The 23,805-nt window shown below is 44.2% G+C and carries 17 protein-coding genes; 5 read left to right on the top strand and 12 right to left on the bottom strand.

Translation table 11 applies throughout. From position 1 onward, the window contains the following. Positions 1 to 12 precede the first annotated feature (12 nt). The 5 genes from MKY92_RS15490 to pdxS form a co-directional block, all read right to left on the bottom strand. Complete coding sequence (locus MKY92_RS15490; protein WP_339296779.1) at positions 13 to 1,095, bottom strand: ABC transporter substrate-binding protein; 1,083 nt, start codon at positions 1,093 to 1,095, stop codon at positions 13 to 15. Positions 1,096 to 1,284: 189 nt separating this feature from the next. After that, positions 1,285 to 3,558, bottom strand: coding sequence for a glycoside hydrolase family 3 C-terminal domain-containing protein (locus MKY92_RS15485; RefSeq protein WP_339296778.1), 2,274 nt, complete (start codon positions 3,556 to 3,558; stop codon positions 1,285 to 1,287). Positions 3,559 to 3,577: 19 nt separating this feature from the next. Beyond that, on the bottom strand, positions 3,578 to 4,810 hold the full coding sequence (locus MKY92_RS15480; protein ID WP_339296777.1) for a PTS transporter subunit EIIC: 1,233 nt from the start codon (positions 4,808 to 4,810) through the stop codon (positions 3,578 to 3,580). A 202-nt stretch (positions 4,811 to 5,012) separates the two neighbouring features. Beyond that, entirely contained in the window at positions 5,013 to 7,472 is a 2,460-nt protein-coding gene (locus tag MKY92_RS15475; protein WP_339296776.1) for a helix-turn-helix domain-containing protein, read from the bottom strand. A gap of 204 nt (positions 7,473 to 7,676) precedes the next feature. Then, positions 7,677 to 8,561, bottom strand: a complete 885-nt coding sequence (gene pdxS / locus MKY92_RS15470) for a pyridoxal 5'-phosphate synthase lyase subunit PdxS (RefSeq protein ID WP_200869424.1) — start codon at positions 8,559 to 8,561, stop codon at positions 7,677 to 7,679. Positions 8,562 to 8,708: 147 nt separating this feature from the next. Here pdxS and MKY92_RS15465 point away from each other — a divergent pair, with 147 nt between their 5' ends. The 3 genes from MKY92_RS15465 (at position 8,709) to MKY92_RS15455 (ending at position 12,952) form a co-directional block, all read left to right on the top strand. Beyond that, entirely contained in the window at positions 8,709 to 10,196 is a 1,488-nt protein-coding gene (locus MKY92_RS15465; protein ID WP_339296775.1) for a PLP-dependent aminotransferase family protein, read from the top strand. A 60-nt stretch (positions 10,197 to 10,256) separates the two neighbouring features. Continuing rightward, positions 10,257 to 12,278: an ATP-dependent DNA helicase gene (locus MKY92_RS15460; protein ID WP_339296774.1), complete on the top strand. Its 2,022-nt coding sequence runs from the start codon at positions 10,257 to 10,259 to the stop codon at positions 12,276 to 12,278. A gap of 146 nt (positions 12,279 to 12,424) precedes the next feature. Continuing rightward, positions 12,425 to 12,952, top strand: a complete 528-nt coding sequence (locus MKY92_RS15455; protein ID WP_339296773.1) for a DinB family protein — start codon at positions 12,425 to 12,427, stop codon at positions 12,950 to 12,952. Between the two features lie 78 nt (positions 12,953 to 13,030). Here MKY92_RS15455 and MKY92_RS15450 read toward each other — a convergent pair whose 3' ends face one another. The 5 genes from MKY92_RS15450 to MKY92_RS15430 all read right to left on the bottom strand — a co-directional run bounded on the left by MKY92_RS15450 (position 13,031) and on the right by MKY92_RS15430 (position 19,300). Continuing rightward, positions 13,031 to 13,972, bottom strand: coding sequence for a family 43 glycosylhydrolase (locus tag MKY92_RS15450; RefSeq protein ID WP_339296772.1), 942 nt, complete (start codon positions 13,970 to 13,972; stop codon positions 13,031 to 13,033). 30 nt (positions 13,973 to 14,002) lie between these two features. Then, positions 14,003 to 15,721 carry a discoidin domain-containing protein gene (locus MKY92_RS15445; RefSeq protein ID WP_339296771.1) on the bottom strand — a complete coding sequence of 573 codons (1,719 nt, stop codon included), beginning with the start codon at positions 15,719 to 15,721 and terminating at the stop codon, positions 14,003 to 14,005. A gap of 71 nt (positions 15,722 to 15,792) precedes the next feature. Further along, positions 15,793 to 17,478, bottom strand: a complete 1,686-nt coding sequence (locus MKY92_RS15440) for a hypothetical protein (RefSeq protein WP_339296770.1) — start codon at positions 17,476 to 17,478, stop codon at positions 15,793 to 15,795. 49 nt (positions 17,479 to 17,527) lie between these two features. Beyond that, positions 17,528 to 18,397 carry a carbohydrate ABC transporter permease gene (locus tag MKY92_RS15435; protein WP_339296769.1) on the bottom strand — a complete coding sequence of 290 codons (870 nt, stop codon included), beginning with the start codon at positions 18,395 to 18,397 and terminating at the stop codon, positions 17,528 to 17,530. A gap of 18 nt (positions 18,398 to 18,415) precedes the next feature. After that, positions 18,416 to 19,300: an ABC transporter permease subunit gene (locus MKY92_RS15430; RefSeq protein ID WP_026081071.1), complete on the bottom strand. Its 885-nt coding sequence runs from the start codon at positions 19,298 to 19,300 to the stop codon at positions 18,416 to 18,418. Positions 19,301 to 19,635: 335 nt separating this feature from the next. Between MKY92_RS15430 and MKY92_RS15425 the strand changes: the two genes are divergently transcribed. Both MKY92_RS15425 and MKY92_RS15420 read left to right on the top strand, forming a co-directional pair. Continuing rightward, complete coding sequence (locus MKY92_RS15425; protein ID WP_339296768.1) at positions 19,636 to 21,327, top strand: histidine kinase; 1,692 nt, start codon at positions 19,636 to 19,638, stop codon at positions 21,325 to 21,327. Continuing rightward, positions 21,327 to 22,676: a response regulator gene (locus MKY92_RS15420; RefSeq protein WP_339296767.1), complete on the top strand. Its 1,350-nt coding sequence runs from the start codon at positions 21,327 to 21,329 to the stop codon at positions 22,674 to 22,676. The genes MKY92_RS15425 and MKY92_RS15420 overlap by 1 nt, the downstream gene beginning before the upstream one ends. 187 nt (positions 22,677 to 22,863) lie before the next feature. Here the strand turns inward: MKY92_RS15420 and MKY92_RS15415 are convergent, their stop codons facing one another. Together MKY92_RS15415 and fabZ are read right to left on the bottom strand one after the other, a co-directional pair. Further along, positions 22,864 to 23,313 carry a GNAT family N-acetyltransferase gene (locus MKY92_RS15415; RefSeq protein ID WP_339296766.1) on the bottom strand — a complete coding sequence of 150 codons (450 nt, stop codon included), beginning with the start codon at positions 23,311 to 23,313 and terminating at the stop codon, positions 22,864 to 22,866. A gap of 50 nt (positions 23,314 to 23,363) precedes the next feature. Beyond that, positions 23,364 to 23,792 carry a 3-hydroxyacyl-ACP dehydratase FabZ gene (gene fabZ / locus MKY92_RS15410; RefSeq protein WP_339296765.1) on the bottom strand — a complete coding sequence of 143 codons (429 nt, stop codon included), beginning with the start codon at positions 23,790 to 23,792 and terminating at the stop codon, positions 23,364 to 23,366. Between the last annotated feature and the right edge of the window lie 13 nt (positions 23,793 to 23,805).

Here is a 23,805-nt window from a genome sequence, read left to right as displayed (position 1 = left end):
TTCTTAGCTTCATTACAACCCGAGATCATCAGCGAGTCCTTCAACACCTGTGAAGATGGAATCCCCGTAACCCCAGAAGTTATTGAAATCAATAATGTAGATTTTTTTGTTTTTAACTGCGTTAATGTTTTGTACCTGTTTGTTGGCAAGCAGCTTTTCAATCGTCTGCTCAGGATCAATACCACCTGCATACCTCGAAATAATCATTGCATCCGGATTAATCTCGATTAACTTCTCCAGGCTGAGTGTGCCAGTTTCATTAATCAGCATATTATGCATATTGATTAATGACATTGCATTTTCAATAAACGTATCACCATTTCCGTTGTAGATTCCAATGGTTCCATCACCATTATCCGAAAATGATGCATAGTTGATCGTTTCAGCGCTAGCTCGGGCCGACAAGGCATTCTCACGTGCTTTAAGCGTCTCAATATATGCCGCTGCATTAGCTTGTACGTTGAATATCTCACCTAATTCAGTAATATCCTGATACAGACTATCTAACGATGCATCAGGAACACTGGTGCTTTGTACATACGTTTTAATCCCCATATCATTCAAGCTGCTTACTGTACCAACACCCCAGTCCGCATCCTCAAACAATCCACCACGCCCTACAACCAGGTCAGGCGTAGCGCCTATTGTCACTTCCTTACCTACATAGCCTTCAGCAAGCACAGGAACTTGTTTAAATTCGTCAGCAATATCTTCAGGTACACTACCAAACAACGCAGCTACACCTACAAGTTTGTCTGTCAAACCAAGGCGAATCATCAGCTCGGCTGCACCTTGGGTATTGGCAACTACTCGTTCAGGTGCTTTGTCAAACGTTTGATCCTTCTTCACCCATGTGCCGTTCTCTGTTGTATAATTTGAAACGGTTATCGGGTAAGTTGTTTCAGCAGGTGCTGAAGCGTCTGCTTCGGTTTGTTTCCCATTTGTTGCTGCATTCGTGGCGCTGCTCTCCGCAGCTTGCTGTGAGCTGCCATTTGCATCTTTGCTTCCACCATTGTTGCTTGAACACGCTGCGAGCACCAGAATCATTGCAGTAATTAAGCAAAGAAACATCCCTTTTTTAACGGATACCAACATGTAAGTAATCTCTCCCTTTTAATTCTCTCTTGTCTTTTAGACCCATATGTAAATTAACTATTGTCAGTATACAGTAAATGTCGAAGGGTGTAAATGAGAACAATAATCAATATCATTCATCTGATGGATAAAAATAAACCAAGTTCATGTCCTTTGTTTAGGATCGAACTTGGTTCCTCTTTTACTTAACTATTTATTACGTGCCTGGTTAACCTTGGCGATAAGTTCATTAATAATTTCATCAGGTGAACGTTCATTCATCCATTGTTGACCGAACATTTGGAATACTTTGATCATCGGGAAATCTGCCCAGAATCCCACAAACTCCTCGTTTAGATATACCTTGTCCGTAACGTGCTCGTTCATTTCATTCAGGCAATGCTCCAATTCCTTTTTCGCTACAGGATCACTCATCCACTCACTGAGCAGACTGAATTTGTGGAACGTGATTTCTTCCTTACCAAAGTCACAATGCAAACGTTCCGTAATTCGGATATCTTTGGACGAGCTGCCAAGTGAAATTTGGAAAAAACCGGTCTCAGCCACCCAACGGTTATACTTGGTGTTGTAGTATGAGAAATCTCTCTCTTCCAGTTCAAAAGTAACCTTGCGTTTTTCACCCGGCTCCAGTTCAACTTTGGCAAAAGCTTTCAATTCTTTCTCTGGTCGGGTCCATGTGCACTCTTCATCGTGAACATACAATTGAACAACTTCTTTCCCCTTGCGCTTTCCGGTATTTTTCAATTGGAAGGACACCGTAACACCGGTATGGGTCTGTTCCACTTCCAGATCCGTATAGGAAAACGATGTATAAGACAATCCGTGTCCAAACGGGAATTGAGGTGCCAGTTCTTTCCGGTCATAATACCGATAACCCACGAACAGGCCTTCGCGATAATACAGCTTGCCGTTCTCTCCGCGAATTCGCATATGTGAAGGGTTGTCCGACAGTTTGACAGGGAATGTCTCAGACAGTTTGCCCGAAGGATTTGTCTGTCCGAATAATACACCTGCAATCACTTTACCCATGCCCTGACCCGACAACCAGGAATGAATCACACCAGGTACATGCTGTACCCATGGACGCATCGCCAGTGCGGAACCGCTGCTCGTTACGACAATACACTTGGGTTGAACTGCGGCCACCGCGAGAATCAATTTCACTTGATGCTCGGGAAGATCAATGCCTTGCAAATCATGCATCTCCGATTCCGCATATTCCGGTTGGCCAACAAACAGTACAGCAACATCGGAATTCATGGCTAATGAGACGCTTTCCTTAATTAGCTCATCATTGATGGAGTCATCCTCCGGGTACCCTTCTGCATAATTCATAGTCATGGCATCGCCAGCCAGATTTTTTATCTCATCCCATGGAATATCGACATTTGTAGGCGTTACCTTGGCACTGCCTGCTCCCTGAATTCTCGGTTTTTTGGCAAACCGTCCGATCACGGCAATCGACGAAATGGACTCCTGCCCTAGCGGGAGAATCGCGTTCTCATTTTTCAGAAGCACAATACTCTCGGCCGCCGCTTTACGTGCAAGTGCATGATAGTCCGAATCTGGAGAAGAATCTATGTCTTTCTTGCCCGTTACCCGCTCAACCAGCTTCAAAATGCGGCCCACACTGCGATCCAACTGTTCTTCGGATAGGCTTCCGTTCTGAACCGCTTCAATGATCGCTTTGGCATTGTAATTGGCGGGACCCGGCATCTCCAGATCAAGCCCAGCCTTCAGACCGCGTATGCGATCATTGACAGCCGTCCAGTCGGATAGAACAACACCTTCATAACCCCACTCTTCTCTCAAAATGTCATGCAGCAAATGTTCGTTCTCACTTGTATATGTTCCATTCAATAAGTTATAAGAACACATAACCGTCCAAGGGTCGGATTTCTTAATAATTCGTTCAAAGGCGCTCAGGTAAATCTCGCGAAGCGTTCGCTCGTCGATTTCCGAACTGGTTACCATCTTCTCAAACTCCTGGTTGTTTCCTGCAAAGTGTTTGACAGAAGCGCCCACGCCTTCGCTTTGGATCCCATTTATAAACGCTGCCCCGAGTTCTCCCGTCAAGTATGGGTCTTCCGAGTAGTATTCGAAGTTTCTTCCGCCAAGCGGCGTTCTTTTCATATTGACACCCGGTCCAAGCAGCAGCTCAACGTCCATGGTTTTTGATTCACGTCCCAGTGCCACACCAACTTCATATAACAATTCCGTATTCCACGAAGAACCGATGGCTGAACCCGTAGGGTAACAGGTTGCGGGTACATTTTCCGTTGTAATCCCCATTTCTTCATCGCTGTTTGTTTTACGGATGCCGTTTGTCCCATCGTACATATGAACTGGCGGAATGTTTAACCGCTCAATTCCTTTTGTCATCCACATATTCAATCCTGCGCAGAGTGAAGCTTTCTCGGCCAGCGTTAGTGTCGACAACAATTCATTGATTGATTTATCCATAGTACTCACCCTTCTGATATCAATTTTGTTCCTGTTCTTTCTTCAGTTCCTGTGCATCATACAGTTTGAAAAACGGGAACCAGACAATAAATACAATCACCAGGACGACTGCCAGCAAGATAAGCCCATTGAGTCCGGACATAATATAGGTGGACAGGCCGATCGGTGTGTACCATAGCTGGAAGATCTGGCTCGGAATCCGCACCCAACCCCAGTCGAGAGCCAAATACACAATCACTGGCGTGATAAGTGAGTTAATCCACATCGGCACCATGAGTAACGGATTAAAGGCAATCGGTGCTCCGTACACGACAGGTTCATTAATGTTGAACAAGGACGGGATAATAGTCGCCTTGCCGACAGATTTCAGTTTTTTCGAACGTGCCATCAGGAACCAAACAACTAACGGCAAGGTCGCACCCATACCGCCAATACCCAGCCATCCGGAGAAAAAGGTTTCAAATGTGTTGATATTGACTGGATCTTGTCCTGCTGCCACAAGAGCTGCATTTTCTTCGATTGCAGGTATCCAGATCGCGTACCAGATCGGTGTCATGACCCACGGGCTTACGCCGAAAGAATACAGTACAACACCAATGAAATTGAACAATAAAAATCCGGTTATACTTTGCCCTACGGCATTGATCGGCTCAAATACGTTTACGATCAGTCCAAAAATATCAAAATGAAGCTGATATACAAGCAACCATCCTGTTGTTAATACCAGGGCGATCGGGACGAGAAAATCGAACCAGTCCATAATGAATTCGGGAAGTGAAGACCCCTTTTTGAAGAACGAAAATTTGTTACACATGATCATTACAAGAGCGACAAATACACCTACCAAGAGTGCTGTAATCATCCCCGAGGGTCCAAATCGTTCAAGGATGAACTGAATGGTACCGTCTTCGTTTACCGTCGGGTTAAGCAGCATGACGAACAGAGATATCCCCGTCATTCCCGCCAGCAACTTGATTTTGTGTCGTTCTCTTTTTTCCATCACGACATAAGGCGTCAGAAAAGCAATAAACAAACCAAGCAAACCAAAACTGAATGTCGTGATAGGTGTCAGGTCCGGCATTCCCGGAATGAAATCCTGCAAAATCGAAATCAATGTAATAATCGAACCGATGAAAATCATCGGAATGGCGACCATGATGGCTTCTTGAATCGAAGAAACCCAAATATTGTTCGTAAACGCCTCCAATCTTGGCGCAAACGAATCTGTCATCCATTTCATGAAACGCTTCATCCAAAACTCCCCCTGTCTTCCTCTATGCTGCCACAACCATAGTATATCGATTTGTGTTAACGCTTTCTTGTTGGAACTTGCCGCATCATGGTTCGTTTTTTGCCCAATCCATCGCTATAGTTCTAGCTTGCCAGCCTGAACAAGAAATAAACAACAAAAAACATCCCTTCAAACTGAAAGGATGTCTTAAAAGCACTTTTTTTTAATATTGTCTATCCAAAATGAGCAGCATTACCCCATGCGGTGGAAGCAAAATCTCTTTGCGCCAACTTTCATCTCTTACCATCTCTGTCCCCATCACGGGTCCACTCCTGCCGTTTAGATAGGCAATTTCTTCTTCCGTCAAGGAATAGGGCGATCCCATGCGGGTCCACTCATCAAATACCGATCCATGCTCCCGATCCAGTTGATAACTGGTGCATTTATAAGGGCCCTCGAGATTGCTCAGGGTAAGTTCATAAGCTTTGCTACCTTTTTCCTCAAATACGTCATAGCGGGTTGAGCTGGATAATTCCGACCAATCTCCACTTGTAAACAGCTGGTCTACGTGAACATAGTGATAGAACAAAAATTGCATGCTTCCATCCCTTTTTCGGGTTCCGACATAACCGTCTCCCTTGACCATCAGCTCATCCCCAAGCTTTTGCATAAGCTCAAATGCATAATAGCTGGGTTTCTTCAGCCCATCGCGGTTAATCAGGCCAAAACCTCCGTAGAAAGGAGAAGCGGGAACGATGCTTTCTTCGAATACATCGGTAAAGGACCAGAAAGCCATCGCTTTCACGTCACCGAGTGTGTTCATGGTGTGGTAAATGACAAACGGAGCCATAAACATGGTATCATGCAGCAAGTTCCGGTCATACAGCGAAAAGTTCCACTCGGTGACATGAAGTTCAACATGACCGTACGAAGACGTATTCATTTTTTGCCGCATAAGCTCAATACTTTCTTTATAAAAAGAAGGCGGCATGATCTGGGTTAAACGATCGTCTTCAACTTTTAGCTTGGGATACTCCGAATAGATGTGAAACGAATAAAAGTCGAGAGCCACTTCCCGCTTGCGGCAATAGGACAAAAATTCCTCAGCCCAGGTATCGTTCCAGAGAGACCCGTAACCCATAGCTGGGCCCCCCACCTTCAGTTCCGGCAAAATCGATTTGATGGCATGAACGGTCGATTCGTAAAACGCAAAGTATTCTTCCTTGCTTCCTGCCCAACAAACACCCGCCAGGTCAGGCTCGTTCCATACTTCGAAATACCACTGCCTCACTTCTTCCGCTCCATAGCGATTCAAACAATGGCGAACAAATTCGCCAACAAGCGCCTGCCACTTGGCAGGGTCGGATGGCGGGCTAATATTCCCCCTCCACCAAAAAAGCGTTTCTTTGGATCTCGCCAACTGGCTCGGCATAAAACTTAATTCCACAAATGGCCGAACGCCCTGATCCAGCAGGAAATCATACAACTTGTCCACATATGACCAGTTATAGAGGGGAGTGCCCTGCTGTTTCTCGCTGTACACCATCATCTCATCATTAAAGATGCCGTGAAATCGAATATATTGAAAAGGCACTTTTCCTTTCAGCGCGGAGAGCTGCTTCCGCCAATCTTCACGCAAACCTTCAATGGCTCTACCTGCCGTCATGGTCATATTCCAGTGCTTTTCATAGACAGACGACGTCTGATCCGCACGAATTTCAATATAAGTTTGGTCTGACAGATGTACAGACGGTATAGGAAGCCTGTCTTGATTAGCGTCAACCTTAACATCCAGATATCGATACAGTAAACCAATCGCATTCAACGTTTCCATCTCGTAATAATCTCCGCTTGAAGACTCCTCATACGTTTTGGGTTTGCGGTTCACATTCAACTGATGGAGTTCCGGTGTACGCGAAGCTTCCCGATAGGAACCAGGCGTACAGCCGTACTTTTCCTTGAAATACTTGTTAAACAGCTTCACATTGGCAAATCCGCAATCCAGCGCGATCTCCGAAATATTTTTATCGTTGGCTGCCAGCTGAGCCTGAGCCTTCTCCAAGCGAATGAGCGTCAAATACTTTTGAAAAGGTATCCCGATTTTGTCGGTGAAGAAGTGGGAGAAATAATGCAAACTTAAATGTTCGGAATCCGCCATATCCTGCAGTGTAATCTTCTCATTGTAGTGTAAATCAATATATGTGAGGACCCTGTTCAGTCTTTTATAGTCATAATCCCTGCTACCGTCTTCCAATGCGGAATTCGTACCACTGGAAAAATACCTCTGCAGGCATCCGCATAACATCTGTAATCTGCCCATTGTGAAATTTTGATAACCCGGCGTTTTTTTGTTGATCTCCCATACCATCTGCGCAAGATATTGTTTAATACTTTGCAGGCGAGGAGCGTTTTGTTCCACGTTCATAGCAGAGTTACAGGAGATAAATGCATTATTGTTCATCAACTCGGGACCGAACTGCAATGTTAATAACACATTGTCCTGATTGGTTCGTTCGATCTTGTGGACGGACATACTGTTAACCACGATCACATCATCTTCATGCAGTGTATATTGCTGCTGGTCCAGATACATGATGATTGAACCGTGGAGAACATATACAACTTCCACTTCCTTGTGCCAATGAAAATCAATATGTTTTACCGAGTTCACGAAGAGTTTCATAGGCAGATCGTCCTGATGTTGAATAAACTCATATAGATAGCGAATTGTCTGCACCTTCCTTCATACGGATTATTATAGGCACAGCATTTTGAAGATATCAACAAACCACACATTAATAACAAAAAGCCGATCAATTAAGGTTCAATTGATCGGCTCTTCTATATAAATGTTCAAACTACCTATTCAACTTGATGCACTGCTATCTTACCAACCGCGGTTGGACATGCGCTCTTCTGGAGCCAATTTGGAAATTTCGATCCCTTTCATCGGGGCGCCCAAGTTTTTGGATACTTCGGCAATCAGTTTGTAATCTGTGTAATGTGTTGTAGCTTCAACGATTGCACGAGCGAATTTCTCAGGGCTATCGGATTTGAAGATACCTGATCCTACAAACACACCGTCTGCTCCCAGGTGCATCATTAATGCTGCGTCCGCCGGAGTAGCTACACCGCCTGCTGCAAAGTTAACGACAGGAAGTTTACCATTTTCATGAACTTCGCGCAGCAACTCATAAGCTACACCCAGATTTTTTGCTTCAGCATACAGCTCGTCTTTGGACATGTTTTGCACTTTACGTAGCTGGCTGTTAATTAGACGCATATGACGAACTGCCTCAACAATGTTGCCCGTTCCAGGTTCACCTTTTGTACGAATCATCGATGCACCCTCACCAATACGGCGAAGAGCTTCTCCCAAATCTTTGGCTCCACATACAAATGGTACAGTAAACTCATGTTTATCGATATGGAACACTTCGTCTGCAGGAGTAAGAACTTCACTTTCATCGAGATAGTCCACACCTAGGGATTCAAGCACTTTGGCTTCTATGTAATGACCGATACGTGCTTTAGCCATAACTGGAATAGAAACAACCTTCATAACCTCTTCAACGATGGTTGGATCTGCCATACGAGCTACACCGCCAGCTGCGCGAATATCGGAAGGTACCCGTTCAAGAGCCATAACAGCTGTTGCCCCTGCCGCCTCAGCGATTTTTGCTTGCTCTGCATTCATAACGTCCATGATGACGCCACCTTTTTGCATTTCAGCCATTCCTCTTTTTACACGATCTGTACCTGTTTGCATGATTGTAGTCCTCCTAATTAACTTTTGGGTGATTTTCAATAAAGGCATCGCTCTAATCTATGATTTAGTATAGAATGAGAATGGTCATATAAAAAGATCCAATATTTTTGGTTTTTATTGTACCACTTCAATATAACTTCTGGAGGTCCTATGCAATTTCATGTAGCTTACAGTTCATATTTGAACCGAAAATATACCAAGATGAAGGCTCTCTATCATGCCATTCGTGATGCAATTCATGAAGGTAATCTTATACATGGCGAGAAGTTACCCTCTACAAGAGAGTTAGCTGCGACGTATCACATTTCCAGAGGAACCGTGAATCAGGTCTATGATACGTTGACTGCGCAAGGTTACATTCATTCAGAGCATGGAAGAGGAACCTTTGTTGCTTACCAGTTGGATTTGAACAATAATGCGTCCACCGAGAAAGCTTGTACGCATCACTTATCCGCCTGGGGGAATCGTATTCAGCAGTTTGAACAGCCGTCGATTCAAAGAAATGCACCAGCCAATGCTCATACACATGATTCCAGAATGAATAGCGACGAAGTGATCGACTTTAGCAAATATCAACCTGATTTCTCCAAGTTTCCTTACGATGAATGGAATAATCGATTGTATGCAGAGATAAGGCAGCGTGAGCATCACCTGAAAACAACCTCTGCCATGAGTTCAACCGGGGATCCAAAATTGAGAGAAGCCATTGCTGCCTATCTTCGGAGGATGCGGGGCATTCAAGTTGATCCGGATCATATTGCAGTAACTGCAGGCTCCATGCAAGCTATAGCACTACTCACTCAATTACTTGCAGATCCTGGGGATTATGTAGTGACAGAAAGTCCTTGTTATGTCGGGATTTCTAAAGCTATATTGGCTGCGGGTGCAAAGTTGATTGAAGCCAATCTCGATGGTCAGGGCGTTGTGCCCCAAGACTGGGAAGCACGTATGTTGTTTGTCACGCCGTCACGACAATTTCCTACTGGTGAAATGCTCAGCCTGGAACGCAGACAAACCCTGCTGGACTGGGCACAGCGAAATGATGCCATGATTGTCGAGGATGATTATGATAGTGAATTCCGATATCGCGGAATGCATGTTGAACCGCTGAAAACACTCGATAAAGCAGGTCGCGTAATCTACCTGGGCAGCTTTACAAAAACATTACCTTTAGAAGTACGACTTGGGTATGTGGTTCTTCCCCCTACCTTGGCAGACACCTTTAGAAAGGCGCAGGCATTATACGAGCCAAGACCCGTCAACCTGATCGAACAACGGGCATTGGCTGCATTTATGACAAGCGGTCAATATGAGCGTCATCTGCGCAGGATGAATCGATTATACAGTCGTAAATTCCATCTGTTACTCAAACTGTTGAACAAGCAACTCTCTACATGGTTTGATTGGGTGGAGAATGAAGCGGGCCTTCATGTGTTTGGCTGGTGGCGAGGTAATGTGACCACTTATGAGGTCTTCCGGGAATCGGCAAGGTCACAAGGTGTGATATACTCAGAAGTCAGCAGTTCAACGTCTGTTGGTACGAAGTATGGTATCTATTTATCTTTTGCACATTTGTCAGAAGAACAATTACAGGAAGGCGTTTCCAGATTAAAAAATGCCGTCACAACCCCATCGTGAGGTAATTCGTCTCCAAATTGTAGTACAAGAAGCTCATTATTCGGAAGAGGGGCGATCGTTATGAATTGGTTAAATGAACTTTATAAAATAAATAAGCGGGAACCGGACAAAGAAATCGAACGTTCTTTGGTTAACGCGATCTTCCGAATATATGACCGGTTCCCCCGAATCGGCCTTAGAGAGCGGATCGGACAGCAAGAAATGTCTCTTGATATCGCCGATGCTTATATCCATGGGCATAACGCCATGATTGAAGCTGGTGTCGGAATCGGTAAGTCTTTTGCATACCTGATCCCAAGTCTGCTCACGAATCAAATGTCTCAGAAACCAGTCATTATAGCGACATCCTCCATTCAGCTCTCGGAACAGATACATAAAGATTTAAGGATTATTGGTAGTCGGTTGGGATTCTCAACGGTTCGTTCCGTGGTGGGAAAAGGCATGGGGCAGTATGCCTGCCGAAGTAGAGCAGCGGAATGGATCAGTCTTGATGATGCTAACTCCTCCGTATCTACCCTTGCACAGCGCATATTAGATTATGAAATTGATGAAAGAGCCGATATTAAAGCTGGAGTTAGTGATGCCGTATGGTCCCACGTTTCCGTGAATGATTGCAAATTTGAACGTTGTCATCACAAAAATGCATGTTTGTTTTACGATATGAGAGCGAAATTAAATGCAAAGGCTCACGAGATTGATTTTATTATCGTGAACCAGGACTTGCTCATACGGGATTTGATGAAGAAAAAAGAAGGAACCAAGAGCATCATCTCGGAACAGCCTGCTCTGATCGTTATTGATGAAGCGCATAATCTGGAAGCAAAAGTTCGAGATGCCAGAACACTTGAGTTCACTTATCGGGGAATCTGCCGCATTCTGGATACCACGGTGCAGCTTCTCACGAAGCAGTCCGGCGATAAAAGTCACTTCTCACAATCCAAGTTCATCAAAAACTGCGCTGAGCGCATCTTCAAACAGGTAAACGCGGATCTGCTCCACCATGCTAAACAGGATAACGACCGAATCAAAGTGTCGGAGATCAAAGGAATACCGTTGAACCAGGTCTCAAACGATTTAAAAGATCTCAGCCTACGCCTTTCCATTTTGACCTCACGACACGAGCGGGAGATCGATGACGCTTTTGAAGCCATCAACGGGCTTATTACCCTCATTCGTGTCTTATCTGAAATGGAGGACAACTATCTTTTATGGGCAAGTAGTCCCCTTGGAGTACCCACGATCAGCATCTGTCCCAAAGATATAAGCCAATTTCTGAAATACGCTTTATTTAATGGTAAGGTACCTGTAATCCTAACATCAGCAACGCTGTGCCAAGGCGGGGATACGCTGGAGGAACAATATTCTTATATGACGCACTCCCTCGGTTATAAGGGAGATTTCCTAGAGCGCCAACCCTCCCCTTTTGATTACACCAACCATGCCATGATGTACATTTCGAACAAAGTTCCCTATTACCACCATGACCAGCGCGAAAACTATCTTGAAGCAGCCTACAATGAAGTGATTCAACTCTGTAATCTAACTCAGGGAAGAACAATCGTCCTTTTTTCAGCAAAAGAGGACATGAAGTACATTCACAAAAAGTTGATCTCAAGGGCTAATGAATACACATGGGCAGTCCATGTTCAAAAAGAAGGATCTTCCCAGGACAGTGTCATCGCCGATTTCAGGAAAAGCAAAGGTGTACTCCTGGGTACCGGTGTATTCTGGGAAGGTGTGAATATCGAGGGGTCTGACCTGTCACAGGTCATTATTTTCCGGCTGCCCTTCCCTGTTCCATCGGATCCTGTTTATGAATATAAGGCATCTGTAGCAGAGAATCCGTTCATGGAGGTGTTTGTACCGGATATGCTCCTTCGGTTACGGCAAGGAACGGGACGCTTGATTCGTAGTGAAACAGACCTTGGCATACTCAGCATACTTGACTCCCGTCTCAGCAAAGCAGCAAAAAAAAGTTACCGAGAACAGGTGCTGAATACGCTGCCGTTCAAAAAAGTGACGGAGGATTTTGCGGTTTTGGAGAAGTTTGTCCAAAATAAAAGGATACGAGGTACGGATTAGAAGTGGTACACCCAAACGCTATAAACTGTTCCAATTACATGAAACGGCCCTTCCACCTATCAAGCGGAAGGGCCAATTTCAATGCTGGAAGTAAGATTTATGCTACAATATATTCCAGATCTACGAATCCCAAAGGAGGTAGTACCATGGTTGAAAGACCAACTACAGAGGAATATGCAGTCTATTATGAAAGATACATCCAGCTTGTTCCTGAAGGGAACATCATTGAGATGTTGGAGCAGCAGGCCAACATCGTACAAAATTTGCTTTCTTCATTAACAGAAGAGCAAGCAAATTATCGTTACGCCGAAGGCAAATGGAGCGTGAAGGAGGTCATCGGACACCTTTTGGATAATGAACGCATCATGAGCAGCCGATTGCTTCGCATCGCCAGAGGTGACCAAGCGAATCATCCCGGCTACGATCAGGACGTGCTTATGCAGACCCATCCCTTCGATGCGTATACCCTGGCCGATTTGAGCGAAGAATATGCCGTCACACGCCGGTCAACCATCCTTATGTTTCGTCGTCTCACCCCGGAAGCTTGGCTCTGTAGAGGGATCGTCAGTGATAATCCTGCTTCAGCTCGATCGATTGCATTTGTTATGGCTGGGCATGAGCTCCACCACTTATCAGTACTTCGCGATCGCTATTCGTTAGATTTGGAATTATAAAATTCATTCAAAAAGACTTTGAACCTGCATTCGCTGTAGGATCAAAGTCTTTTTGAATGAGTCGTTTTATCGTTCAAATTATCGTTCAAAATGAATCAGATGTGCGTCCTCTCGCAAAGATAACGTTGAATAATGATTCAGAATCGGAATGTCCCCATTGAACTCAATGGGCAGAACCACATAGCTGGATTGGAAGTAGTCCGATCCGTTCCAGCGATCCGAAAAGTAGAGGTACTCCTCTTCTGTTCGTTTTAGCACAAATGCTGGTTGCGTTTGATACGTCGTTTCATCGCCAAAATCGCTGAGCATCCCCCATGGTCCATCCATCGTATCAGCCATCGCGTATTTCCCTTGATTGGGAGCCCAACCCGTGCAAAATGAGGTTAGCATATAATACTTCCCTTTTCGTTTGAAGACAGCTGGCGCCTCCCGATACTCCCCCTGCCACAGCTTTCCGACAAGACTTTCGACATTAAGGTAATCCTCCTGCAGACGATAAATGTGTAGGTCCGCATTGTCTCTGGCAGCCGAAATAAAATAAGCCGTCCCGTCATCGTCCTGAAAGAGCGTGCAGTCACGCGACATATACCCGTAGGGATTAAAGCTGCCATGATACACGAAATGACTATCCGGAGAATCCGATGTGGCAATGGCGCATGTGGCATCGTTGTAATTGTTACCATTCTCATAGTGGACCCAGAGTACAAACTTTTTTGTCACCGCGTTGAAAAGTACTTTAGGCCGTTCGAGATTTACCTTTCCACCTTTGTCATTCACTAATGCCAGATTCGTCCGAACTCGAATGGGGGCAGCTGGCGTAGATGTCGTCAGGATATGATTCCGAAACTCCCAGTTGAATAGATCTTTGGAACGGTAACAACTCACATAAATATCGTCTCTCCGATCTTCGCCATACCAGTAATAATAGTCGTCATGGAATAACATATGTCCACCATGAGCATGGATTGGATTACCGCTTGAATCATTCCAGATACCACCATTGGTTAATTGATTATTCACACCGTTACCTCTCTTCTTTTAGGAACATCGTTAATTGGTCTCCGATCCAAATACCTTCACTTCCCAAAGTCTTGGCGTGTACCAATTGTTAGGGTTGTTATGAAGTGCCACATTTTGCATATTAATTCGTACATATCTGGCAGCAGTGTTTGATAAAGTATCTGATGTGAAACCGTAAGATGTATTATTGGTTCGATCCAATGCCACGGTCCAGTTCACATTATCCGTACTGGTCTCTATTTTATATTTGTAATAACCTTCGGAGCCTTTTTGCATCCACCAGGAGATTTGCACATTATTTAACTGTTGAACGGAGCCGAGATCGACCTTCCACCAATGTGGCCAGGAACTGCCTGTGCCGATCCATTCGGTTTGATAGTTACCATCATTAGCAAAACTTGCCGGGTTCGTTCCGGTAGCCGTTTGGGCTGTTGCAGGTTTGCCTTGCGACAGCAGTTTTCCATTCTGAACGGGAATGACAATATCATTGTTTGTGTTGTACAGGACTTGATCAAAATAATCATAAAATGCGTAACCATCGGAGAACCAAACGGGAAGCAAACGTTCCTCCGTTGTTCCATTTTGCGTGCCTGCCCAGCCGAACATCCAGCGATATGCAACCATAACCACGTTGTTGCCCGTATCTGGCTTCACACGCATGACGGAACCCGACTGCGCCGAGAAGGTTGACGTGTTGCCAATCGTCCGTAATTCAGACCAATCGCCGTCTATGCTTGTTGCTGAAGAATACAAGGGTATGCTCGGATACCAACCTGCCGCTTGGGAAGAGAACAAGTAATAAATGCCATCTTTTTTGATCATTTTGGGCAGTTCCCTGTGTTGATTTTGGTAAATAACTGAAACTTGATGATCCACATCCAGCCAATCGGAGGTCAATTTATACAAAATCGTGTCCGAATTATTATTGGCCGTAGAGATAAGATACGCCGAATCATCGTCATCTTTGAAAATGGAGATATCCCGGGATTGGTTCCCTTCCGGCCGAAAGCTTTTGTGAAATGTAAAGTCTTCTCCAGGCGTGGCTGAAGCCACCGATACTCTGGCAAGTGTGTAGTCTGTACTGTTTTCATAGTGAGCCCAAAAAACAAACTTGTTTGTTGGCGCATGGTAGAGGATATTGATCCCCTCAAATTTAGAATTCGCCAGATCGGGATGATCCGTGTAGGAAAGGACCACTTTATCATTACCGTAGGTGATATCATCCGTTGATGTCTGTTGAATCATTTCACCAAAACCGCCTGATGATTTTTGTGCGAAATTGAATCTGTAGTAGGTATCCCCCACTTTTAGTTCATTCGGAAGCATAAGCGTTGATTGCGTTGTGTTATCAAAAGTGGTGAGGTTCTCTGGAAGGCTGAAAGGGATATATTCTGTCGAGACAGCGGAGGTAATTAAGGAAGTTCCGGCATATGCCTTCACTTGGTATCTGTACGTGCTACCTATGTTGAGGTCATAATCGTCCGTCGTTGTACCGGTTAGGGTCTGTAATAACGTATAGGGCGAATTGTTCTCGGATCTGTACAACTCGTATTTTGTAGCTCCCGTTACAGGTGCCCAATGGATTTTGGCGTTGGATACTTCGGATTCGTTCTTCAATACAAACAGTGTTGCAGCGATCTTGGTCTCTTCACCAGCAGCAGCGTGAATAGTTTGAGCTGAGGACGTTACATGAACTGTTAACAACATCAATGCAATGAAGATAGCCATCCACGATTTACCTTTGATCATGTCTCATCATCTCCTTTTTTAGAAGACCAACCTTCCTGTTGCCGGAAGGCTGGTTCAGGTGAAACTAGACTTTATTTCAAATTCATCAATGTCATGACATCCGTCTCGCTGGCTTGGTTGTACCATTCGTTAACTTCTTCGATCACGGTGTCTCCGCCTTTTTCATGCCACTGTTTCACAAAGGTATCAAATGCTTCAAGCGGCTCATTGCCATATATGATTTTGGTAAACGTCTCTTGTTCCATGGTGGTCAACTGTTCCCATACATTTTGCATCGTTGGCGTTGGTGGACCGTTAAACTCATTTGGGAGCAAAACATCTCTGTTTTCATACGAAATCCGGTATCCGTCCTGCGTCGTTTGATCCTTCGAGGCGCTCTGAATGAGGACACCCGTGTCGGCTTTAACTCCATTCGCCAGATCGTAGTAGGATTGGCCGGGACCATCAACACTCGGTGTATTTTTGGTAAATGCCATTTTCCCAACGCCTTGCACGGCCTCTAATGGCGTATTAAATTTCGTTGGATCAAAAGTGACTTTATCGTTAACGATATCGTAATCGTATCCTTGAGCGTAGCCGTATTTGAACTCCCCTGTGCTGAACGCTGCGTCGTACATTTTATCGTAGTACAGGAAGAAGGCTTCCATGTTCTGAAAATCCTTGTTAAACATGAATACACCATCGTTCAACTGGGCGGATTGGTAGGTCTTATCACCGTTCACACCTTGAATGGTCGGGTAAGCACTAATTTTCGCACCATCCACATTTTTCTCCACATCTTTCACACTGTCGTACAGCCAAGGACGACCAATGATGATACCAGCTTTCCCCTCCGTAAAATCGGATAATGCATCCCATGCCCCTTGGGTGGCCAATTCTTTGTTCAAGTACCCTTTTGCATACCAATCGCGTAACTTGGCCAATGCCTCTTTGTTGCCAGGAGCCACAGATCCATAGGTGAGTTTGCCGTTGTCGTTATGCCATTGTCTTGGAAGGTGCTTGCCCGTGTATGCGCTGAAAATCATAACCGGGTCGCTAACCCAGCCCGTATTGTAGGAATCTTTACCCGAAAATGTAAAGCCATATGTGTCTTTCTTGCCGTTCCCGTCCGGGTCCTCATTGGTGAACGCCGCGATGACTTGCTCAAACTCTTCAATCGTTGTTGGCGCTTTCAAATTCAATTTGTCCAACCAGTCCTGGCGGATCAACATGACTTCGCCTTCCGTCAGATTGGGCGCGATTGCCATCCCGTAAACCTTACCTTCTCTAACCACTGGATTGAAGGTTGTTGGGTATTGTTTGTATATGTCTTTAATCCGGTCAGGCATGTAGGTTGAGATGTCTTCTGTAATCTCCTTGACCTGTCCCGAATCGATCAGATCATTGACCAGCATGGTGTCATAGACGGGCAGAACATCTGGTAGTTTCTCTGAACCCGTCAGTGCCAGCCGCAGCTTGGTATTATATTGTGAAGCATCACCTCCCAGCAGGGTGGTTTGTATTTTGATACCCAGATTTTGTTCGCCCCAGCGGGTCAATACATTGTCATTCAACGTCTCACCGTTGATGTACTTTCCAGCATTTTCATCCTGTTGTTTGGCGATGGTGATCGTAAACGGTGGATCATATTTTCCGTCCTTAAGCACCGATGCCGGTGCGGTCTCGGAAGCACTCTCCCCTTTGCTACAACCAGCCACAAGAATAGCCGACAGCATAACCATACTTACCATTTTCCATAAATGAGTTCTTTTCTTCATGGAAACATGCCCCCTTTACTCAAGCTCAATTTGTTTTTCGTCATCCTAACTATTCTTTGACGGCTCCTAGTACAATTCCCTTCACGAAATAACGTTGTAAAAAAGGATAGACCAAAATGATCGGGAGCGTGCTTACAAAAATTTGCGCTGCCTTGATGCTTTGTTCCGACATTGCGGCAACCTCGGACTGGCTCATTGCCATATTCTGCATATTGCTCTGCACAACAACGGTCTGTAGGAACGAAGCCAGCGGATACTTACTTGCATCCGACATGTACAAAATCCCGTCAAACCAGGAGTTCCAGTGCCCTACCATAATGAACAAGGAAACTGTCGCTATGCCAGGCAGAGATAATGGTAAATAGATTTTGCTGAGAATTACGAAAAAGGACGCTCCATCAATAAATGCTGCTTCTTCCAAGGCTTTGGGAATCGTTTTGAAAAAATTGACGAGAAGAATCAAATTATAAGCACCGAAAGCACCCGGTAACACAAGAGCCCAGATGGTATCCTTTAATCCAAGGGCTGTGATCAATATGTAAGAAGGTATCAATCCCCCCGAGAAGAGCATGGTAAAGATGAAAAACCACATGAGCACGTTGCGTCCCCGGAATTCCTTGGACAAGGCATATCCTGCACAGATAAGAATAAACATGCTGATGGTTGTACCCAATACGGTTCGAGTGATGGATGTCAGCATGGCACCGTTGAAATTGGAATTGTTGAATGTTTTGATATAGGCATCCACATTGAACCCGACCGGCCAAAATGAAACCATATTACCGCTAATGGCCGCTTTACTGCTTAGCGATTGCGCGAGCAGATGAAGCAGTGGAAGAAAACACGCCAGACCCGCCAGTATCATGAACGCGTAATTAAAATAGGAGAATACTCTATAGCCTGTAGTCTTATGGTACATGATCCCTCTCCCTCCTTGTTAGAATATTTTGTAATTGGCGTATTTATAGGCCAGCCTGTAAGAGACAACAATCAAGATCAAGCTAATCCCCGATTTGAACAGTCCTACAGCGGTCCCGAAGCCGTATTGCCCGTTTAACAAGGATGAACGGTAGACATAGGTGTCAATGATATCTCCCGTACTGTAGACTAGCGGATTGTACAGATTGAAGACTTGATCAAAACCCGCGTCCAGAATATTCCCCAGACTCAGCGTAGAAATGACGATGATCATGGGCAACATGCTAGGCAAGGTGACGTACCGAATCTGCTGCCGGCGTGTGGCACCATCGATCTCAGCCGCTTCGTAATAGGAAGGATTAATTCCCGCAATGGTCGCCAGATAAACAATCATGCCGAAGCCAAAACTCTTCCACACATCGCTGATCACAACCGTGAATCGAAACAGATCAGGATCACCCAAGAAGTAAATGGGATCGTTCCCGAAAATCTGGGTCAAGATGTGGTTGATTCCTCCGTCTAATCCGAGAATATCAATCATCAACCCTGCGACCGTAACCCAAGATAAGAAATGTGGCAGATACACCAGTGTCTGTACACTTTTCTTAATGCCCATATTTCGGATCTCACTCAGCAGGATAGCCATGACGATCGGAACGATAATACCAACGATAATTTTAGAAACGGCGATAATTAACGTATTAACGATCGCTTGTGTGGCTTCTTTGTACTGGAAAATTCGTTCGAAATTATCTAACCCGATCCACCGTGAACCTGTGATGCCCAGCCATGGTTTGTAGTCCTGGAATGCCATGAGCAAACCTACCATCGGGCCATAAGAAAAGATGCAAACAAACACAAATGCGGGAATACACAGTACGTACAAAGGCCAGCTTTTCTTAATTTCCTTTTTGAATAAATTTCGCTGGGGAATCTTTGGTTTTGTTTTTTTTGCAGATCGGACGGGCACAATCTCGTTAATGTTGCATACCTCCTCTATGTTGGCTCTTCGAATGTAATCCTCGCAATTAAGCTTAACAAAAGCGCTTTCACTCCAAAATGCCAAAATTTCAAGATCATCACCTCATCCTGAATCAATTTTAAAACGCTTTCATTTATAGCAGATGCTGCCCTTCCGCTTTTCGAAGGTTTGGCTTATATTAAAGTTAATCCGATCTGGATTTTAAACTTCTGCGTTTGGCGATATGAAAGGAAACATATATGATCCGAAAAATGTATATGAAGCGATTTATCTATTTCTTTGTTTTTTTTCTGCTGCTGACGTTAAGTTTGTTTTTCGTGATGAACCGATTAAGCTCCAAGACACTTGAAGAAAATCTGATTGGCGCTTCCAAAAACCAGCTTGATTATGTGAAAGGCATTCTGGACGGGATTATATACGAGGCTAACATGTACGGAGTTCAATATGCGGCAGACAGTGATGTCCGATTTTATCAGAGGCATGTTATCGAGCTGAACAATTACGATTCCCAAATGAAGAAAAACGAAATCGTTGATCGCTTGCGGCAAACGCTCCTATCCAGTCGATCGATTGAATCGATCGGCATTTACTGGAAGTATGAAGAAACGTTTCTGTCCACCAACAGTACGCCGGAGGCGAGACTTCCGTTCAAGGATGTTCATGAGCGGGGATGGCAAATTGTCGGCAATAGCTTGTATTACTTTGCCCTCTACCCTTACATCCAAAAATCCGGACAAAACGAACCGACTCAGTACGTCGTTGGTGTAAAGCTGAATACCGATTATTTGAAAAATCTGCTGAAAAAGGCTGTGAACAACGACAGCTCAAACGCTTTTTTTTGGTTTAATTCCAATCAGTTATGGAGTGAGAAAGAAGTCGACAGCGATCTATTGAAAGCGGTTACTGATATGCTTTCTCCACAGCCGGAGATCACTTTGAAATATGATTATCACACCAAGTCGGACGATTACTATGTTCTTTCCCGATATATTGAATCAATCGACGCCTACCTGATTACATATACACAGACGAATGATTTTCTGCAACCGATTGACCGCAATCGCAAGGTTTTTTTTGCCAGTATTTTAGCCGTTTTTACGCTTGGGTTGGTTGTGATCTTTACGTTTTACCGGAACTATTACCGTAATATTCGTTTGTTGGAGCGGAAGTTTTCACAGGTCGAACAAGGCAATCACAATACACGTATTACCGAAAATACGGATAGAGAGTTCTACAGCCTGTTCAGAAGTTTTAATCATATGGTTACTGAGATCCAGGATTTGTTTGTATCCTTGAAGACTGAAACGGAACTAAGACGAAGTGCGGAACTTCAACAACTCCAAGCTCAGATCAATCCTCATTTTTTGTACAACAGTTTATTTTTCATTATGTCGGTGGCTCAGTTTTCACCTGATTCTGTCATGCGCATGAGCAAACATCTAGCTGAATATTATCGTTATTTAACCAAATTGGACCGGCATGAAGTCACGCTGGAAAGTGAGCTTCAGTTTGCGGAACATTTCCTGATCATTATGGCTCTAAGCAAAAAAATGGAGTACAGCATTGATCTGCCGTCGGAATTGTCCTCCCTTCCCCTCATGCCGCTAATCATCCAGCCAGTGGTTGAAAATGCGATTCAACATGGAATTGAAGGACAACAAGGTGCCCATCGGGTCTCGATTGATGTAAAACAGACGGAGGCTGCAATAACGATTAAGGTCTCCGATGACGGCAAAGGTCTTTCACTGGATGATATTCGTAGCCTGGAGGCTCGGCTTGAGAGTGATACCCCGCCTGAAGGAATTAAAGGCGTAGGGCTCTGGAATGTAAATCAACGTCTGAAAAATACATACGGTGAACGTAGCGGGTTACATTTTACTACTAATGATTGGGGCGGCTTGTCCGTCCTGCTGCTCATCAGCATTCCCGTGGTGAAAGGAGATAGCTAATGCGATTATTAATTGTGGATGATGGACATTATGTTGTTGAATATATGAAGCACTTGCTCGATTGGAACACCTTTGGCATTGATCAGATCGAGACGATGACCAATTCGATTGAAGCCCGAGACATGTTGACTCAAAACCACATCGATATTCTGATCACTGACATCCGAATGCCTGAGGTTTCTGGTATTGATCTGCTTCAACATATCCACCAACATAACTTGCCAACCAAAGTGATCATCCTTTCCGGCTACTCCGAGTTCGAATATGCGCAACAAGGAATCCGTTTAGGTGCGCTCGACTACTTGCTCAAACCTGTCGACAAAGATGATGTGGAGAAAGCTATGTCTAAAGCCATCAACAATATTACAAAGACACGGCCCGTTCAATCTGTTGCATGGGAGAACTTCGATGGATTGGAGTATCTGCTTTCGCTTATTGGTCATAACGAGACATTAAGGAAGCAATATGATGCTTATACTGAATTTTTAGGGCGTCGGCGTATGTGCTGCTTCAAGCTGGAGGGGTTTACACAGGAACATGAGGATGCTATAAAACATGCTGTCGGAGACAAACTGGATCGTCTCATTTGGACTGCGGGCACGCGACTGTTCGCTCTTGTTCCGGAAGAAGCTGCTGGGGAACTAACTATTGAACTGGAGCAATCGGTTGTATCCCCTCCCTTTACATTGACCGATCGCAACGTGACCCGGCAGATGTTCTACAGGTTTTTCCTTAATGAGGACGTACGCGCGGACGACTTTGTTGGCTTATTGGGCTATTCTCCATCATGTGGTGATTGGGAGTCGGCGGGAAATATCATTAAAAAATATGATCAAATCCATCTCCATAAGCAAAAAATAATCTTTCTCATGGAGACCATTCTATATGTATATCTGACGGACAAGGATCAGGATGACTCTGTGACCGTGGATTGGATATTCAACCAGTTACGCTATCCTGATGAACTATCCTCAACTCTCATGGATCGGGTCAGTCGGATTAGAAACAACAAACAGATGTCCATCCAAACCATCGTTAACAAAGTACAAACGTATATCGAAGACCATCTGTCACATGGTCTTAGCCTGGATGAACTGGGGAAAGTTGCACATCTCCATCCCGTCTACTTTTCCAAACTGTTTAAACAGGAGACGGGCCAAAATGTGTCAAACTACATTTCCAGGAAGCGGTTAGAGAAAGCTTCTCAACTGCTTCAGGATTCGGAACTCCGTGTAGCCGATATAGCTCAGATGGTTGGCTACCGAAAAAATCAATATTTTATCCAGTTGTTCAAAGTGGAATATGGAGTTACGCCCTACCAGTACCGCAGAAATATGATCCATCAATGACTTCGGTTGAATATGTTACATAATGGATATGTCCAATGCAGTACCGAAAAAGCCCAACTTCCACTCTTCAGTTTAAAGAGTGAGTAGGGTCTTTTTGGTGCAATTAATATATAAGAAACTTTAATGAATGATGTAGCGATTTTTGTTTTATTTGTTTAAGACGCTGTGGAGGTGAGTGAATATTCGTTTAATCTTGGGTTAGGTCGATCATCTTATCAAAGCAATATGAATCTCTGTCATAGCCGTTATGCTCATAAAAAGCATGGGCGTTGGTTCGCTTCATTCCACTACATAAAATTATACTTGATATTCCCCGTTCTTTAGCATAATTTTCAGTCTGTCTTAGTAGTTTTGTACCTATCCCTCTATGTTGCAGATCCCTTTTAACAGCAAGAGCTTGAATATGTAGATAACCAATTGGAACCCCTACGGATAATGCCTGTACAATAGTTACAAAACCGACCACATTATTTTCTATCAATGCGACAAATGTTTTGTAATTCCCGGCCTTATTCATCTCTTCCATAGTCACTCGGAAGTTTGCATCATTAACATTACGAATTTCAAGTACATCATTCCATAAAGAAACAACTTCAGCATAATCATCTGATATAATTTCTCGAATTTTAATATCCATAACTAACCCCCTCAAGATAAAAAATGCAGGCGTGCCCGTAAACTTAAATCCTAAATTGAACTGAATGCAAACATGATTTCAGATTCACAAACCAGTTCATTGTTTACTGTGGCGAAACCTTTCCCTTTGACGATCTGTCCCTTGATACGAGTTACCTCGAATGTAAGTAGAAGTTGGTCTCCAGGTTTTACTTGGCGTTTGAATCGACAATTATCAATACCAGTCAATAAACCTATTTCATGATTATTACTCCCTCTTTTAGACATAACGATACCACCGACTTGTGCCAGCGCTTCAACAATCGCGACTCCAGGCATTACCGGATGGCCGGGAAAATGACCAATGAAATAAGGCTCATTGATTGTCACATTTTTACTTCCGACAGCTTTCTTGCCCTCATCAATTTCCAAGATTTTATCCACCAAAAGAAATGGATACCTATGAGGAATTACCTCTTTTATTCTTTCAATATCAAACATGGATTGCCTCCTC

Origin of the sequence: Paenibacillus sp. FSL R5-0623 (genome assembly GCF_037974265.1) — a bacterium.
Classification (GTDB): domain Bacteria; phylum Bacillota; class Bacilli; order Paenibacillales; family Paenibacillaceae; genus Paenibacillus.
The sequence above is the reverse complement of the archived record's forward strand: the minus strand, read 5'-3'. Positions and strand labels throughout refer to the sequence as shown.

Bases quoted from the DNA above. Each gene is read 5' to 3' on its own strand.
- MKY92_RS15425 (WP_339296768.1), top strand. From the start codon at position 19,636: ATGAAGCGATTTATCTATTTCTTTGTTTTTTTTCTGCTGCTGACGTTA.
- MKY92_RS15435 (WP_339296769.1), bottom strand. From the start codon at position 18,397: ATGTACCATAAGACTACAGGCTATAGAGTATTCTCCTATTTTAATTAC.
- MKY92_RS15415 (WP_339296766.1), bottom strand. From the start codon at position 23,313: ATGGATATTAAAATTCGAGAAATTATATCAGATGATTATGCTGAAGTT.
- MKY92_RS15485 (WP_339296778.1), bottom strand. From the start codon at position 3,558: ATGGATAAATCAATCAATGAATTGTTGTCGACACTAACGCTGGCCGAG.
- fabZ (WP_339296765.1), bottom strand. From the start codon at position 23,792: ATGTTTGATATTGAAAGAATAAAAGAGGTAATTCCTCATAGGTATCCA.
- MKY92_RS15455 (WP_339296773.1), top strand. From the start codon at position 12,425: ATGGTTGAAAGACCAACTACAGAGGAATATGCAGTCTATTATGAAAGA.
- MKY92_RS15490 (WP_339296779.1), bottom strand. From the start codon at position 1,095: ATGTTGGTATCCGTTAAAAAAGGGATGTTTCTTTGCTTAATTACTGCA.
- MKY92_RS15475 (WP_339296776.1), bottom strand. From the start codon at position 7,472: ATGAAACTCTTCGTGAACTCGGTAAAACATATTGATTTTCATTGGCAC.
- MKY92_RS15460 (WP_339296774.1), top strand. From the start codon at position 10,257: ATGAATTGGTTAAATGAACTTTATAAAATAAATAAGCGGGAACCGGAC.
- MKY92_RS15445 (WP_339296771.1), bottom strand. From the start codon at position 15,721: ATGATCAAAGGTAAATCGTGGATGGCTATCTTCATTGCATTGATGTTG.
- MKY92_RS15480 (WP_339296777.1), bottom strand. From the start codon at position 4,810: ATGAAGCGTTTCATGAAATGGATGACAGATTCGTTTGCGCCAAGATTG.
- MKY92_RS15420 (WP_339296767.1), top strand. From the start codon at position 21,327: ATGCGATTATTAATTGTGGATGATGGACATTATGTTGTTGAATATATG.
- MKY92_RS15440 (WP_339296770.1), bottom strand. From the start codon at position 17,478: ATGAAGAAAAGAACTCATTTATGGAAAATGGTAAGTATGGTTATGCTG.
- MKY92_RS15465 (WP_339296775.1), top strand. From the start codon at position 8,709: ATGCAATTTCATGTAGCTTACAGTTCATATTTGAACCGAAAATATACC.